Here is a 13,915-nt window from a genome sequence, read left to right as displayed (position 1 = left end):
AGGAGGGGAGGCGCCCCTCAGGGCTCGCGAACGGTCGGGAAGGTCGGGTTCGAACCATGCGCAGGAACGGTCATCACTGCTTCCTCTCCGTCGTCGGCGCCGAGGACACGGCGCGCTCCGCCTCCGCGAGTGTAGGACCGCCGGGGCGGAGCGCACCACGGGTTTTCCGGGCGCCGGCCCTGGGGCGGGGCCGGGGCGGCTCAGCGGCGCCTGGTCCACACGTCGTCGGACGGCACGGTCCTCGGGACGGTGGCGTGCCGCGGCACGTACTCCCCGGCGGCGGGCTCCTCCGGTGCGCTCCCGGAGGCGGGCGCGGCGGGGGCGGGCGCGCGCCGGGAGTAGTCCGGGCGCTCCTCCTCCACCCCCAGCAGGAGGAAGAGGCTGCAGATCAGCATGAAGACGAACAGGCCGGCGAGCAGGGGCAGAACCAGGTCCGGCGCGCTGGAACCGTCCGGGGGGCTGTGCCGGGAGAAGCGCGGTTGCGTGAAGTGGACGCCCATCATGCCGGTGTAGTGCATGGTGGTCACCGCGACGGCCATGGCCACGGAGGCGGCGGTGATCGCGGGGAGACCGCGCAGCCGGGAGGCGGACCACAGGGAGGCGGTGGCGGCCGCCAGCGCGATCACGCAGGCCAGGGCGACGTAGAGCGGGTCGTGGTGGATCTGCCCGTGCACGTTCATCGAGAGCATGCCGAGGTAGTGCATCGCGATGATGCCGGTCCCGGCGATGAGACCGCCCAGCAGGAGCCGGGGGGTCGTCCTCCCGCGGATGGTCAGGGTGAGCGCCACGGCCATCACCGCGATGGCGATGACCCCGCTGACCACGGTGAGCGCGGCGTCGTAGCGGATGGCCGTGCCGGGCGGGGAGAAGCCCATCATGGCGATGAAGTGCATCGACCACACGGCCACCCCGCCCAGGGCGAGGGAGGCCAGGGACAGCCACTGCCACCGGACGAGTCCGCTCGTCCGGCGCGCGCGTGAGGCGAAGGACAAGCCGAGGAACGACCCGATCACCGAGACCGCGAAGGCGATGGAGGGGGTCAGCCAGTCCTGGGCGAGGTGGTCGAGCACGGCGCACTACTTTCCATGACCTTGGTCCCATTTCGGACGGGTTCCATGGATAGTAGGGAGGCCTGAGACTGATGCGCCAGGGGTGTTTTCCAACGTGTGTGGCCTGATGTGGCCAGCGGCAACGCAGGGGAACAGGGGTGCGACCCTCAGTTCCGCCGGGCCCTCGCGTCGGCGGCGGCTCCGTCCGGGCCCTCAGGCTCTCAGGCCCTCAGGCACGCAGACCCGCGAAGGCGATCCTGGCCAGGGTGTCGGCGATCTCGTCGGAGTCCAGCCCGCGGTCCGGCTTGTACCACTCCGAGATCGAGTTGACCATGCCGAACAGCAGGCGGGCCGCGACGGCGGGGTCCACGTCCGGGCGGATGTCGCCGTCGGCGGCGCCCTCGCGCACCAGGTCGGCGATCAGGTGGTCGAACGCCCGGCGCCGCTCCAGCGCGCGCTTCTCCACCTCGGTGTTGCCGCGCACCCGCAGCAGCAGGGTCACGTGGGGCAGCTCCTCGACCAGCACCCGGACGCTGCCGCGCAGCACGTGCTCCAGGCGGTCGATGGCCGGGCCGGTGGTCGAGGCCTCCTCGCGGGTGACCGCGAACAGGGCGTCCATGGCCAGGTCCAGGGAGCGGCGCAGCAGCTCGGTCTTGCCGGTGACGTGGTGGTAGATGGCCGACTTGGTCACGCCCAGGGCGCGCGCCAGGTCCTCCATGCTCGTGCCGTCGTACCCGCGTTCGTTGAACACGCGCGCGGCCACGCGCAGGACGGAGTCGGCGTCGTGGCCGGGGCGGCCGGAGCGTCGCCGCCCCGCTGCCCCGCGGCGGGAGGGCGCTGGTTCGACAGGGGAAGATCTGGACACGGTTGTCGAATCTACCTGGTGGGAGCGGCTCCGTGGGTGGGGACGGCCGCGGGCGCGTCCGCCGTCGCCGGGTCCCACGAGGATTTCTTAACGAACGGTCGGTTGGTAATACATCCTATCCCGGGCCCGGGACGCCCCCGGACCGCACCCGCCGACCGGTCGCGCGGAGTGCTGCGAGAAGCACGTCTCGTCACGCCCGGAGAGGGCGGGCCGAATCGCGGGAAAACGTCCGCGCGCGGCGTTGTGCGAGTTCAGCGGCACGGAAAGGGATTTTTTTCGCATCCGTTCCGAGTGTGCGCCTCCGGGAAGGGCGTTAGGAGCGCGTTAAAAACCCTTGAACTGGTTCGTGGAGCAAGAGTAATTTGGCCCTCGTTTGGCGGCAAAAGTCCACATTTGTCGACGTCAAGAATGAGACCCCACATGGCCATCACCCGTCGTAACGCCCTGCGCGTTTCCCTCGCCGGAGGGGTCGGGGCCGCGGTCGCCACCGCCGTCTCCGCCCCAGCCTGGTCGGCTCCCATGCCCGCGCCCCAGCCGGGGGACGCCGCGGAGGCGCTGCGCCTCCTCAAGCGGGGCAACAGGCGCTGGCGCCGGTACGACTCCCGCCACCCCAACGAGGGCCCCGCCCGCAGGGAGGAGATGGCCCGCGGCCAGAGCCCCTTCGCCGTGATCCTCGGCTGCGCGGACTCCCGTGTGGCGCCCGAGCTGGTCTTCGACCGCGGGCTCGGCGACCTGTTCACCATCCGCTCCGCGGGCCAGGTCCTGGACGAGTCCGTCCTGGGCAGCATCAGCTACGCCGCCGAGCACCTGGCGGTCCCGCTCATCGTCGTCCTGGGGCACTCCTCGTGCGGCGCGGTCAGCGCCGCCGTGGAGGCCCACGAGACCGGGGAGGTCCCGCACGGCCACGTCGGCTACCTGGTGGAGGGGATCCTGCCGGTGGTCGAGGCCACCCCCGACGAGGGCGGCGACTTCGTGGACGCCTGCGTCCGGGCCAACGCCGAGTACATCGCCGACCAGCTCCGCGTGGACGCCGACCTGCGCGAGCTGGTCGAGTCCGGCCGCCTGGACGTGGTCCCCGCCCGCTACGACCTGGAGACCTCCGAGGTCAGCTGGCTCTGATCCCGCGCCGCCGCGCGTTCGCCGCACCACGGACCCGTGCCCCCGGTCAACCCCGCTCACCACTCCGCCCCCTTCCCCGTCCCTCCCCGGGCGGCCGCTCCGCCCGCCCCCCGCACCGACACCACTCGGGTCCGAGGTCCCGAAACTCCCGAAAGGGAGAAAAAGTGACCTCGCGCGACACCGGGGACGATCACCTTTCCCGGCGGGGCGAAACACGCTCCGGTGCCCCCTCGTCCTCCTTTCGGCTTTCCGCCACCCCCTCCGGTCAGGCATAACACAATAAATCACTGAAAAGGCTGCGCTGCGAACGCATGACGCCTATTCTCGTGATGTCCGCAAAGGACAGTTAGCCTGATTCGTCGCGGGCCGACGCGAGTCCCGGCCCCAGCCTTCGCAAAGGACCGACGTGCGCTTCGAGCAGCAGTTGCGGGAGATGCTCCAGACGCCGGGGGTGCGCAGTGCCTGCCTCGTGGACTGGCGGCGCGGGCGCGTCCTCGCCCACGCCGGCGCCGACGATCCGGCCGCGGACGCGGCGGCGATCCTCAGAGCCGTCAGGGAGGGTCCCCTGTGCGCCGACCAGCGGGTGGAGGACGTCGTCGTCACCGACACCGACCACCACGTGCTGTTCGCCGTCCTGGAGGGCTCCGACCTGTGCGTACGGGTGCGGATGGGCCGCACGGAGGGCAGCCTCGGCTTCACCCTGCGGCGGCTGCGCGACCTGGTGCGCACGGCGAGGGTGCCGCCTCCCCGCGACGACACCGACCGCCCGCCCCGGCGGGACCTGCCCCGCCCCGCCGCGCCGGCGGTCGCGTCCGTGGACCGCAAGGTGCTGGAACGCGTGCTCACCGCGCTGCGGACGCTGTCCGTCGACCGCCCCCGGCCGGTGGCCGCGTGACCGGTGGGCAGCCCCGCCGAGGCGCCTCCGGCCTGCGCCGCTGGATCGCCGACCGCAGGGCGCCGCGCCGACCCACGTCAAGGAGAGAGAAGGACATGCCGAACATCGAAGCCGGGCTCAAGGAGATGATGGAGATCGAGGGGGCTGTGGGCGCCGCCGTCGTCGACTACAGCAGCGGGATGGCGCTGGGCACCCTCGCCTCCACCAACACCCTCGACCTCACCGTGGCCGCCGCCGGGAACACCGAGGTGGTCCGCGCGAAGATGCGCACCATGGACCAGTTGGGGATCAACGACGTGATCGAGGACATCCTCATCACCCTGTCCGGGCAGTACCACATCATCCGGCCCCTCACCAGCCGCAAGGGGCAGGGGCTCTTCCTCTACCTGGCCCTGGACCGCTCCCGGGGCAACCTCGCCCTGGCCAGGCACCGCCTCAAGGGCATCGAGGCGGACCTGGAGGTCTGACCGGGCGGGCCGCCCCGGCGCCCCGCCCGCCCGGAGGATTCCCAGCCGGGGAGGCGATGGGGCAGAATGCCGGTGTCCGCCCCCCGGCACCCTAGGGAGACAGCACATGTTCCGGGTCGTTATCAGCCGTCTCACCGACAACGGACTGCGTGTCACCCCAGAGCAGAAGGACACCGCCATGTCCGTCCAGGAGGCGGTGTCCTTCATCCGCGAACACCTGCCCGGGGTGGACACCGCGGCCTTCGGCGACAGCGCGGTGCAGGGCTCCGTCAACCGGGTCAACGACTTCCGCTGCGACGTCTCCACCGAGGACGGGGGGCACTACCGGGTGGTCATCGCCCCGATGATCTGACCCCGCCTCCCTGTTGAGGGGGATCCCCGGTACGCGCCGCCCCGCCGCCGCGCCTGCAGCCGGGTCAGTCCGACCCGAAGGCGGAGTCGAACGACGCCTCCGGCGGGTCGTAGGCGTGGGAGCGCACGAACTCCACCGCCTCGGCCGCCCCGACCAGCCGGTCCATGCCCGCGTCCTCCCACTCCACCGAGATCGGCCCCTGGTAGCCGATCGAGTTCAGCGTGCGGAAGCAGTCCTCCCAGGGCACGTCGCCGTGCCCGGTCGAGACGAAGTCCCAGCCCCGGCGCGGATCACCCCACGGCAGGTGGGAGCCCAGCCGCCCGTTGCGGCCGTTGCCCACCCGCTTGCGGGCGTCCTTGCAGTCCACGTGGTAGATCCGGTCCCGGAAGTCCCACAGGAACCCGACCGGGTCGATGTCCTGCCACACCATGTGGCTGGGGTCCCAGTTCAGGCCGAAGGCCGGACGGTGCCCCACCGCCTCCAGCGCCCTCTGGGTTGACCAGTAGTCGTAGGCGATCTCGGAGGGGTGCACCTCGTGCGCGAAACGCACCCCCACCTCGTCGAACACGTCCAGGATCGGGTTCCACCGGTCGGCGAAGTCGCGGTACCCGGCCTCGATGACGTCCTCGCCCACCGGCGGGAACATCGCCACGTACTTCCAGACGGCCGAGCCCGTGAAGCCCACCACGGTGGACACGCCGAGCCTGGCGGCCGCGCGGGCGGTGGTCTTCATCTCCTCGGCGGCCCGCCGGCGCACGCCCTCGGGCTCGCCGTCGCCCCACACACGCGCGGGCAGGATGTCGCGGTGGCGGTGGTCGATCGGGTCGTCGCAGACGGCCTGGCCCAGCAGGTGGTTGGAGATCGCCCACAGGCCCAGCCCGTGGCGTTTGAGCGTGTCCAGCCGGTCGCGCACGTAGTCGTCGTCCACGGCGGCCCGGGTGACGTCGAGGTGGTCGCCCCAGCAGGCGACCTCCAGACCGTCGTAGCCCCACGAGGAGGCCAGGGAGCACACCTCCTCGAAGGGCAGGTCGGCCCACTGTCCGGTGAACAGGGTGACTGGTCGCGGCATGTTCGTCTCCTCCTGGAGTAGGGGGGTTTCGTGGTCAGTGGTCGTGTCCGCCGCCGGGGCCCTCCCCGGCGCCCTCCGGTCCCGCGTCCGCCCCGGCGCCGTCGGGCGCGAGGGCGCCGCTGTCGGGGGCGGCGGGCAGGTACAGGTGGACGTGGCCGTGCCCGGCGTCCACGCTCACCGCGTCCAGGTGCGTGGCCGCCACCGACCACGACACGACCGCCTCGTCGCGCAGTTCCATGGCGATGTGCAGCACGTCCATGCGCAGGTCCTCGTCCTCGACCAGGGCGGCCTTGGCGTAGGTGTCGACTGACATGGACAGCAGCCGGACGGAGGACACCAGGCCCGCGTGCGCGGTCCGGTGGGCGCCGCCGGACTCGGGAACCTCCCCGAAGTGCACCGAGGCGGCCTGCACCTCGGTGCGCCAGGAGTTGACCACCGAGGCCTCGGTCAACTCCAGGGGCGGGTGTGATCCGTCGGTGGGCAGGAACTCCTCCATGTCCTCCACCACGGGGACGAGTCCCTCGTGGGCCGTGCGGGTGTGGGTGAGCAGCGAACCGACCTGTTCGGCGTCGGGGTGGTCCGCCGGGGCCTGCGGCGCGGCGGAGGCGCCGTTCGCGCCGTCACCGCCGAGGAACACGGCGGAGGCGACGGCGGCACCGGCCACCGCGAACGACACCCCGGTCAGCCACCAGGTGGCGGGGGTGTCCGCCACCGGGTCCGGGAACTCGGATCCGGCGGCGGAGGGGGTCTTGTGAGCGGGCATGGTGACGTCTCCTCGTGGGGATGGAGCCGCCCTACCTCAGTCAGCGCTTTCCGGCGAGCGCGGCACCGAGCGGGGGTGGTGGACGTTTCCTCCTGGCCCGGGGGCACCGGCGGCCGTGGTGCGGACACGGCGGCCGGCTCCCGTCCCCCGTGGAGCCCGGCCGCGCCCGTACGGGCGGACCGCGGCTCCCGAGGAGCGCTGCCTACCTGCACGGCGGCTCCTCTCGTCGGCTCAGGGCGCGAAGGAAGGCCAGGCCGTCGACGGCGATCGCGTCCTGGGTCGCCGCCAACGGTCGCCAGACGGAGGCCGCCGTGGCGATGCTGGCATTGTCCGCCGTGAACGACTCGATCACCAGGGGTCCTCCGTACCCCGCGTCGCCGAGCGCGCCGAGGATCGCGCTCCAGTCCAGGTGGTCGGCCCCGGGGGCGCCGCGGTCGTTCGCGCACACCTGCACGTGCGCCACTCTGCCCGCCGCGCGCCGCACGGCCGCCGCCACGTCCCGCTCCTCGATGTTCATGTGGTACACGTCCAGGGCCAGCCCGCAGTGCTCCGCGGGCAGGTCGGCCAGCATCTCCAGCCCCTGGTCCACCGTGTTGAGCACGCTCGTCTCGTACCGGTTGAGCGGCTCCACCGCCAGCCGGACCCCCGCGGCCGAGCAGTGCCCGACCACGGGGGCCAGCGCCTCGGTCAGCTCCGCGCCGATCCCCGCCCGCTCACGCGGGGACATCCGCCACGTGCGGCCGACCGAGGCGTAGGCAGGACCGGCGGCGACGGGGGAGCCCACCGCCGCGGCCGCGTCCACGACCCGCCTGAGGTAGTCCTGCGTGGCCGAGCGGGTGGCCGCGTCGGTCGCGACCAGTTCCCGGCCCGGCCCCATGACCAGCACGACGCTGGCCGTCAGGCCCAGCCCGTCCAGCAGGGCCCGGGCGCGCCGGGGGTCCCAGTCGCCCGTGTCCTCCACGGGGAGTTCGATCACGTCGAACCCCCACTCCGCCACGCGGGGCGCGATCCGCTCCAACGCGGCGTCGGTCAGCGGCGACGTCCACACCCAGGTGTTGACCCCCAGCGCGCGCACCTACCGGTCCGTCCAGGCCTCGGGGAAGCCCGGCAGGTCCTCGCCGCCGAACTTCGCGTAGTGCAGGGACGGCATCTCCGCGTTGCGCTCCAGGTACTCGTCCAGCTCGTCCTGACGGATCGGCTCCTGCGGCAGGATCCACTCCGAGGGCACCTCCTCGCCGGCGAGGATCATGCCGGCGGCCAGGACCGGGGTCCGCCACTGGAAGTTGGAGTAGACGGGCGCGATCGCGGTGAGGTCCTCCTCCTGCCACTTGCGCATGAAGCTCAGCTCGTCCTCACCGGAGATCACCGGGTAGGGCTGGCCCGCGTCCTCGAAGGCCTCCAGGGCGGCCACGGCGCCGTCCCCGGCGTCCATCCAGATGCCGTCGACCTCGCCGCGCTGGAGGTGCTGGGAGACCAGGTCCTTGATCATGGCGCCGTCGCCCTCGGTGAACTCGTGGCCGAGCACCTCCAGCTCGCTGTCGGCGAAGACCTCCTGGGCCGCCGCCCAGCGGTGTTCGAGCACGTCCACGCCGGGCAGGATGCGCAGCGCCAGCACGGTCGAGCCGGGCTCCAGCTCATCGACCAGGAACTCGGCCGCGTCCGCGCCGTAGGCGTAGCCGCCGATCGGGTGGATGAACGTGACCATGCAGTCGCTGTTCACGCCGCGGTCGAAGACCACGACCGGGACGCCGCTCTCGCAGGCGGTCTCCACCGCCGGGGTCAGGGTCGCGGTAGTGGAGGGGGAGATGATGATGACGTCGCAGTCCCCGGAGTCCACGAAGGCCTGGATGTCGGAGATCTGCTGGTTGTCGTCGTCGGCGGCGTCCGACACGCGGAACTCGCCGATGCGCCCCTCCTCCTGGAGCGCCTCCACCTGCTGCTCCATGGTGATGAAGCCGGTGACGCGCCAGGGGTTGGACACCGAGGCGTTGGAGAAGCACAGCGTCGCGTCCTCTGGCGCGTCGTGCGTGAACTCCGAGGTGTCGATCCACTCGGGCTCGATCGCCTGGAGCCAGGGCTGGTCCTCGGGGCCCTCCGGGGTGATCTCGCGCTGGGCCAGCTGCGCCTCGAACTCGGCCTCGTCGAACCACTCCCCGTCGGGGGTGAGTTCGGAGCCCGCCTCCTCGGGGGCGTCGGTGGGGGCGTCCGTCGTACACGCCGTGAGCGTCAGGGTCAGGCCGGCGGCGCCGGCGAGCAGCACGCGGGGGACGCGCATGGTTACCTCCTGGAAGTGCCGAGCGGCCGCTCGGTCGGATGGTCCGGTCGCCGTCGCAGGCGCTCCGGCAGTCGAAGGTCGCCCCGGCGGGCGGCGTAGGCCACCGCGGCGATGATGATGAGCCCCTGCACCGTGGGCTGGAGCGTCGAGGGCAGGTACAGCTGGTTGAACAGCGTGAACAGGGCCTCCACGGTCAGGGCTCCCAGGACGGCGGCGACCACGGTGCCGCGCCCGCCGCCCAGCACCACCCCGCCCAGGACCACGGCGGTGATCGCGGTGAACTCCAGCCCGTCGCCGACCTGCGCGGTGACCCCGGCGTAGCCGCCGATGAGGACGGCGGCGACGGTGGCCATGAGGGAGGAGCCGACGAAGGCCATCGTGCGCACCCGCCACACCCGCACCCCCGAGAACGCGGCGGCGACGTCGTTGTCACCCGTCGCCACGAGGGAGCGGCCGTAGGGCGAGCGCATGAGCACCACCGCGCCCGCCGCCAGCGCCAGAGCGATGAGCAGCGCCCACGGGATCTCGCCGAGGACGGGCACGCCCTCGATCCCCTGCCGGCCGAACACGCGGAAGGACTCCGTCAGCGCCCCGGTGGGCGCTCCGCCGGTCCAGTAGCGCACGGCGCCGAACAGGATCAGCATCGTGCCGAGCGTGGTGATGATCGACGGCACCCGCAGCAGCGTGGTCACCAGGCCGTTGACCAGGCCCACGACCAGGCCGAAGACCAGCATGAGGCCGATCACCGGCCAGGTCATGGCCTCGTCTCCGTCGATGAGGCGGGCAGCGATCACCACCTGCGCGCCCACCAGGGACCCCACCGACAGGTCGAACTCCCCGGAGACGATCACCAGGTACTGGCCGATGGCCAGGATCACCAGCGGCGCGGCCTTCTTGGCGAAGGCCATCAGCGGCGGCCCCTCGAAGAACGAGGGGTTCTGGGTGGCGATCACCACGAAGATCAGCGCCAGCAGCAGCGCGACGGTCGCCGTGCCGCCCCGGCCCAGCGCGGCCAGCGCCGCCAGCGGGCCCGGGCCGCGCGACTCGGGTCCGCGCGGCCCGACCGGGCCGCGCGCGTCCTGGGTGGGGGTCGGGGTCATCGGCGGCCTCCGAGGGGTTGCGGTGCGGATCCCGTCCCGGGGTCCGGATCGGGGGCGGTCCCGGTGTCCGGGGCGGGCCGCGGCACGGGGGAGGACGGCGGCGCGCCGCCGGAGGGGAAGCGCGTCCGCACGGCGGAGCGCCCGCCGCGGGCGTAGACGGCCACGGCGGCGATGACGATGACGCCGCGCAGGACGTCCTTGACGAACGGGTCGACCGCCAGCACGTTGAACACGGTGTCGAGCGTGGCGAGGATGAGCACCCCCGCCACCGTCCCGGCCACGCCGCCGCGCCCGCCGAGCAGGTAGGTCCCGCCCAGCACCACGGCCGCGATGGCCTCCAGTTCGTAGCCCCCGGAGTAGACGGTGGCGCTGCCGGTCCCGAACCGGGCGGCCAGCAGCAGACCGGCCACACCGGCGGTGACCGAGCACAACACGTGCGCGGTGACCGTGGGCACCCCGGAGCGGACCCCGGAGAGCCGGGCCACGTCGGCGTCGCCGCCGACGGCGTAGATGTGGTAGCCCATCCGTGTGCGGCTCAGGAACAGCACCGCCGCCACCGCCACGCCCAGCATGACCAGGGTGGAGACGGGCAGCACACCGATCCGGGTGTAGCCGAAGGTCTGGAAGGCGGCGGGCACCGCCCCGGCCGGGCCCTGGAAGTTCGTGTCCAGGTAGCCCTTGATCACCAGCCCCATGCCCAGGGTGGCGATGAAGGGGTTGACCCGCAGCCCCGTGACCACCAGCCCGTTGACCAGGCCGATCAGCGCGGCCAGGCCGAGCGCCGCGGCCACGCCGAGGACGATCCGGGAGGGGTCGCCCGCCATGGTGGTGGCCGCGACCACGGTGGACAGGGCGGCCACGTAGCCGACCGACAGGTCCAGGGAGCGGCACAGGATGACGAGGGTCATCCCGACGGCCAGGAAGCCCAGCAGGCTGCTGCGGGTGAGCAGGTCGACGGTGTTGGCGGTGGTGAACAGGTTGCCGCCCCGGGCGGCCACGAAGGCCGCGCTGACCGCGAGCAGCAGCACCAGGGCCAGGTAGACCAGCCCGGTGGTGCCCGTCCGGGCGCGCAGGCTCCGGAGGACGGAGGTCGGTGGGGGTGTCACGGGGCGGCCTCCTCGTGCCGTGCGGGGGAGCCGCCGTTGTCGGTTCCGGCGGCCGGGTCGCCCCCCGCGGTCGGTGGGGCGGGGGCGACCGGGCGCGGTGGAGCGGCGGCCGGGTCCTGCCCGGGAACCGGTGCGGCGGACCCGCCCGGGTGCGGCGATCCGGTGGCCACCGCCATGACCGCCTCCTCGGCGGCCCCGCCGGGCAGCTCGCCCGCCACCCGGCCGTCCCGCAGGACGACCAGCCGGTCGGACATGCCGATCAGCTCGGGCAGCTCGGAGGAGATGAGCACGATCGCCACACCGGCCGCGGCCAGCTCGCGCATGAGCCGGTAGACGGCCTGCTTGGCGCCCACGTCGATGCCGCGCGTGGGCTCGTCGAGCACCATCACGCCGGGTTCGGCGGCCAGCCACTTGGCCAGCACGACCTTCTGCTGGTTGCCGCCGGACAGGTACCGGACCTCCTGGTCCTGGCCGCCGCGCGCCACCAGCTCCAGGGAGGAGAGGATGCCGGGCAGCCGCCGGGCCCCGCGCGCCGAGCCCAGGGGCCAGACCGCGTCCAGGACCAGGCGGCCGTTGGCCGCCACCGACTGGTTCAGCGCCAGCCCCTGCGCCTTGCGGTCCTCGGTGACCAGCACCAGGCCCGCCCGCACCGCCGTGCGCGGCGAGCGCGGGTCCACCCGCCGCCCGTCCACGCGGACCTCGCCCCGGGTGAAGCGCTCGACGCCGAAGAGGGCGTGGGCGACCTCGGTGCGCCCGCTGCCCTGGAGCCCGCCCAGGCCCAGGATCTCGCCGCCGCGCACCTCGAAGCCGATCCCGTCCAGCTGGGTGTTGCCGCCTCCGGTGACCGACAGCCGCACCCGTCCCACGTGCTCGCCGTGCGGCTCCAGGGGCTCGGGGAAGACCGCCGAGACCGGACGCCCGACCATCTTGCGGACCAGCTCGGCCGGACCGATCTCACCGGCGGGGACGGTGTCCACGAGATGGCCGTCCTTGAGCACCGTGATGGTGTCGGCCAGGTCGAAGATCTCCCGCATGCGGTGCGACACGTACAGCACCGCCACGCCGCGTTCGCGCAGGCGGCCGATGATCCGGTAGAGCACCTCCACCTCGTGGTCGGCCAGCGCGGCGGTCGGCTCGTCCATGGAGATGATGCGCGCGTCGTGCGAGAGCGCCTTGACGATCTCCACGATCTGCTGTTCGGCCACCGACAGCGACCGCACCCGGGCCCGGGGGTCGATGCCCTCCAGGCCGAGTTCGGCGAGCAGTTCGGCGGTGGCCCGCTCCATGGCCCGGGCGTCCACCAGGCCGCGGCGGCGGATCTCGCGGCCGAGGAAGACGTTCTCGGCGACGGTGCGGTCGGGCAGGAGGTTGAACTCCTGGAAGACCGTGGTCACGCCCGCGCGCTGGGCCTGGACGGGGTGCTCGAAGGAGACGGTGCCGCCCTCCAGCTCGACCGTGCCCCCGTCCGCGCGGTGCACCCCGGCCAGCACCTTCATCAGGGTGGACTTGCCCGCCCCGTTCTCGCCGACCAGGGCGTGCAGCTCGCCGGGGTGGAGTTCCAGGTCGATCCCGTGCAGGACGCGCACGCCCAGGAAGGACTTGGTGATGCCGCTCATCCGGAGCAGGGGCGGGCCGCTCATGCCCCGTCCACCTCCGGCACGTCGACCCAGCGGCGTTCCCGCGCCGAGGTCAGGACGGCCTCGGCCAGCACGGCGGCGCGCAAACCGTCGGCGAACACCGGCAGGCCCTCGGGGGTCTGCCCGGCGATGGCGGCTCCGGTGTCGGCCACGAGCGCGTTGAAGCAGTCCTGGTAGCCCTGCGGGTGGCCGACGGGGGTCGTGGACAGGCGCGCGGCGTCGGCGCTCAGCTCGGGGTCGTCGCGGCTGATGGTGCAGCTGCGGCCCCGGCCGCCCGCCCAGAGGGTCTCGGGCCGCTCCTGGTCGAACAGCAGGGTGCCCTCGGTGCCGGAGACCTCCAGCACGAGCCGGTTCTTGCGGCCGGGGGAGACCTGGCTGATGACGGCGCCGCCGACCACGCCCCCCGCGGTGGAGAACTGGAAGGCCACCAGGTCCTCGGTGGCCACCGAGCGTCCGGCGCGGGTGTCGTTGACCCGCGAGGTCTGCGCGCTGACCGAGGTGATGCGGTCGCCGGTGACGAACTCCAGCATGTCGCACCAGTGCGAGCCGATGTCCCCGAACGCGCGGGTGGGGCCGCCCAGTTCGGGGTCCACCCGCCAGTTGTCCTCGTCCGGGTACAGGAGCCAGTCCTGGAGGTAGCCGCCGTGGGCGAGGCTGACGCGGCCGATGGAGCCCGAGGCCACGCGGGCGCGCGCCTCGCGGGCCATGGGGTGGAAGCGGTAGGCGAAGGGGACGACGGCGACCCGGTCGGCCTCCTCCGCGGCCCGGACCAGCTCGCGGGCGGTGTCGGCGTCGGTGGCCAGGGGTTTCTCGCACACGACGTGCTTGCCGGCGGCCAGGGCGGCCAGGCTCAGCGGCGCGTGCAGGTGGTTGGGGGTGCACACGTGGACCACGTCCACGTCGTCGCTGCGGACGAGTTCGAGGGCGTCGGCGTGGGCCCGGGCGACGCCGTGCGCGGTGCGGAACTGTTCGGCCTTGCCATGGGAGGAGCCCGCGACCCCGACGACCTCGCCTCCCGCGGCGCGGACGGCGTGGGAGTGGACCCGGCCCATGAAGCCGGTACCGATCACCGCGGCGCGGTAGGCGTTGGGGGCGGTGGACCCGGGGTCGGCCGCCTCACCCAGGCTTGTGACCTTACTCACTGACATGCCACGAACGGTACGCCGGACTTCTGTCGATCGTCAAGCAAAAGTCGTAGGATCTATCTGCAATAGACGG

Annotated in this window: 14 protein-coding genes; 4 read left to right on the top strand and 10 right to left on the bottom strand. The window is 72.9% G+C overall.

Annotated elements, in window-relative coordinates:
- Positions 1-200: 200 nt before the first annotated feature.
- Together NDAS_RS20105 and NDAS_RS20100 are read right to left on the bottom strand one after the other, a co-directional pair.
- Positions 201-1,070, bottom strand: a complete 870-nt coding sequence (locus NDAS_RS20105; RefSeq protein ID WP_013155070.1) for an MHYT domain-containing protein — start codon at positions 1,068-1,070, stop codon at positions 201-203.
- A 208-nt stretch (positions 1,071-1,278) separates the two neighbouring features.
- A complete protein-coding gene (locus tag NDAS_RS20100; RefSeq protein WP_049800319.1) occupies positions 1,279-1,812 on the bottom strand; it encodes a TetR/AcrR family transcriptional regulator in 534 nt (177 codons plus the stop codon).
- A gap of 522 nt (positions 1,813-2,334) precedes the next feature.
- Here NDAS_RS20100 and NDAS_RS20095 point away from each other — a divergent pair.
- From NDAS_RS20095 to NDAS_RS20080, 4 genes are all read left to right on the top strand, one after another.
- Entirely contained in the window at positions 2,335-3,033 is a 699-nt protein-coding gene (locus tag NDAS_RS20095; RefSeq protein WP_013155068.1) for a carbonic anhydrase, read from the top strand.
- 406 nt (positions 3,034-3,439) lie between these two features.
- Complete coding sequence (locus NDAS_RS20090; RefSeq protein WP_013155067.1) at positions 3,440-3,928, top strand: hypothetical protein; 489 nt, start codon at positions 3,440-3,442, stop codon at positions 3,926-3,928.
- Between the two features lie 95 nt (positions 3,929-4,023).
- Positions 4,024-4,395 (top strand): hypothetical protein, encoded by a 372-nt coding sequence (locus NDAS_RS20085; protein WP_013155066.1) that lies wholly within the window; start codon positions 4,024-4,026, stop codon positions 4,393-4,395.
- A gap of 106 nt (positions 4,396-4,501) precedes the next feature.
- Positions 4,502-4,747, top strand: coding sequence for a hypothetical protein (locus NDAS_RS20080; RefSeq protein ID WP_013155065.1), 246 nt, complete (start codon positions 4,502-4,504; stop codon positions 4,745-4,747).
- 64 nt (positions 4,748-4,811) lie between these two features.
- On the opposite strand, the gene NDAS_RS20075 is transcribed toward NDAS_RS20080, so the two are convergent.
- From NDAS_RS20075 to NDAS_RS20040, 8 genes are all read right to left on the bottom strand, one after another.
- Positions 4,812-5,816, bottom strand: a complete 1,005-nt coding sequence (locus tag NDAS_RS20075; protein ID WP_013155064.1) for a sugar phosphate isomerase/epimerase family protein — start codon at positions 5,814-5,816, stop codon at positions 4,812-4,814.
- 34 nt (positions 5,817-5,850) lie between these two features.
- Positions 5,851-6,579, bottom strand: a complete 729-nt coding sequence (locus NDAS_RS20070) for a hypothetical protein (protein WP_013155063.1) — start codon at positions 6,577-6,579, stop codon at positions 5,851-5,853.
- Positions 6,580-6,781: 202 nt separating this feature from the next.
- On the bottom strand, positions 6,782-7,654 hold the full coding sequence (locus NDAS_RS20065) for a sugar phosphate isomerase/epimerase family protein (protein ID WP_013155062.1): 873 nt from the start codon (positions 7,652-7,654) through the stop codon (positions 6,782-6,784).
- Positions 7,655-8,854: a substrate-binding domain-containing protein gene (locus NDAS_RS20060; protein ID WP_013155061.1), complete on the bottom strand. Its 1,200-nt coding sequence runs from the start codon at positions 8,852-8,854 to the stop codon at positions 7,655-7,657.
- A 2-nt stretch (positions 8,855-8,856) separates the two neighbouring features.
- Positions 8,857-9,954 carry an ABC transporter permease gene (locus tag NDAS_RS20055; RefSeq protein ID WP_013155060.1) on the bottom strand — a complete coding sequence of 366 codons (1,098 nt, stop codon included), beginning with the start codon at positions 9,952-9,954 and terminating at the stop codon, positions 8,857-8,859.
- On the bottom strand, positions 9,951-11,060 hold the full coding sequence (locus NDAS_RS20050) for an ABC transporter permease (RefSeq protein WP_013155059.1): 1,110 nt from the start codon (positions 11,058-11,060) through the stop codon (positions 9,951-9,953). The genes NDAS_RS20055 and NDAS_RS20050 overlap by 4 nt, the downstream gene beginning before the upstream one ends.
- Positions 11,057-12,700: a sugar ABC transporter ATP-binding protein gene (locus tag NDAS_RS20045; protein WP_013155058.1), complete on the bottom strand. Its 1,644-nt coding sequence runs from the start codon at positions 12,698-12,700 to the stop codon at positions 11,057-11,059. The genes NDAS_RS20050 and NDAS_RS20045 overlap by 4 nt, the downstream gene beginning before the upstream one ends.
- Positions 12,697-13,839 carry a Gfo/Idh/MocA family protein gene (locus NDAS_RS20040; RefSeq protein ID WP_041552883.1) on the bottom strand — a complete coding sequence of 381 codons (1,143 nt, stop codon included), beginning with the start codon at positions 13,837-13,839 and terminating at the stop codon, positions 12,697-12,699. The genes NDAS_RS20045 and NDAS_RS20040 overlap by 4 nt, the downstream gene beginning before the upstream one ends.
- Positions 13,840-13,915 lie beyond the last annotated feature (76 nt).

Origin of the sequence: Nocardiopsis dassonvillei subsp. dassonvillei DSM 43111 (assembly GCF_000092985.1) — a bacterium.
Lineage (GTDB): Bacteria > Actinomycetota > Actinomycetes > Streptosporangiales > Streptosporangiaceae > Nocardiopsis > Nocardiopsis dassonvillei.
Note: the sequence above shows the minus strand (reverse complement) of the source record. Positions and strands in the feature narration are given on the sequence as shown.

Coding starts and splice junctions, on each gene's coding strand:
- NDAS_RS20095 (WP_013155068.1), top strand. CDS start 2,335: ATGGCCATCACCCGTCGTAACGCCCTGCGCGTTTCCCTCGCCGGAGGG.
- NDAS_RS20045 (WP_013155058.1), bottom strand. CDS start 12,700: ATGAGCGGCCCGCCCCTGCTCCGGATGAGCGGCATCACCAAGTCCTTC.
- NDAS_RS20070 (WP_013155063.1), bottom strand. CDS start 6,579: ATGCCCGCTCACAAGACCCCCTCCGCCGCCGGATCCGAGTTCCCGGAC.
- NDAS_RS20060 (WP_013155061.1), bottom strand. CDS start 8,854: ATGCGCGTCCCCCGCGTGCTGCTCGCCGGCGCCGCCGGCCTGACCCTG.
- NDAS_RS20085 (WP_013155066.1), top strand. CDS start 4,024: ATGCCGAACATCGAAGCCGGGCTCAAGGAGATGATGGAGATCGAGGGG.
- NDAS_RS20055 (WP_013155060.1), bottom strand. CDS start 9,954: ATGACCCCGACCCCCACCCAGGACGCGCGCGGCCCGGTCGGGCCGCGC.
- NDAS_RS20080 (WP_013155065.1), top strand. CDS start 4,502: ATGTTCCGGGTCGTTATCAGCCGTCTCACCGACAACGGACTGCGTGTC.
- NDAS_RS20075 (WP_013155064.1), bottom strand. CDS start 5,816: ATGCCGCGACCAGTCACCCTGTTCACCGGACAGTGGGCCGACCTGCCC.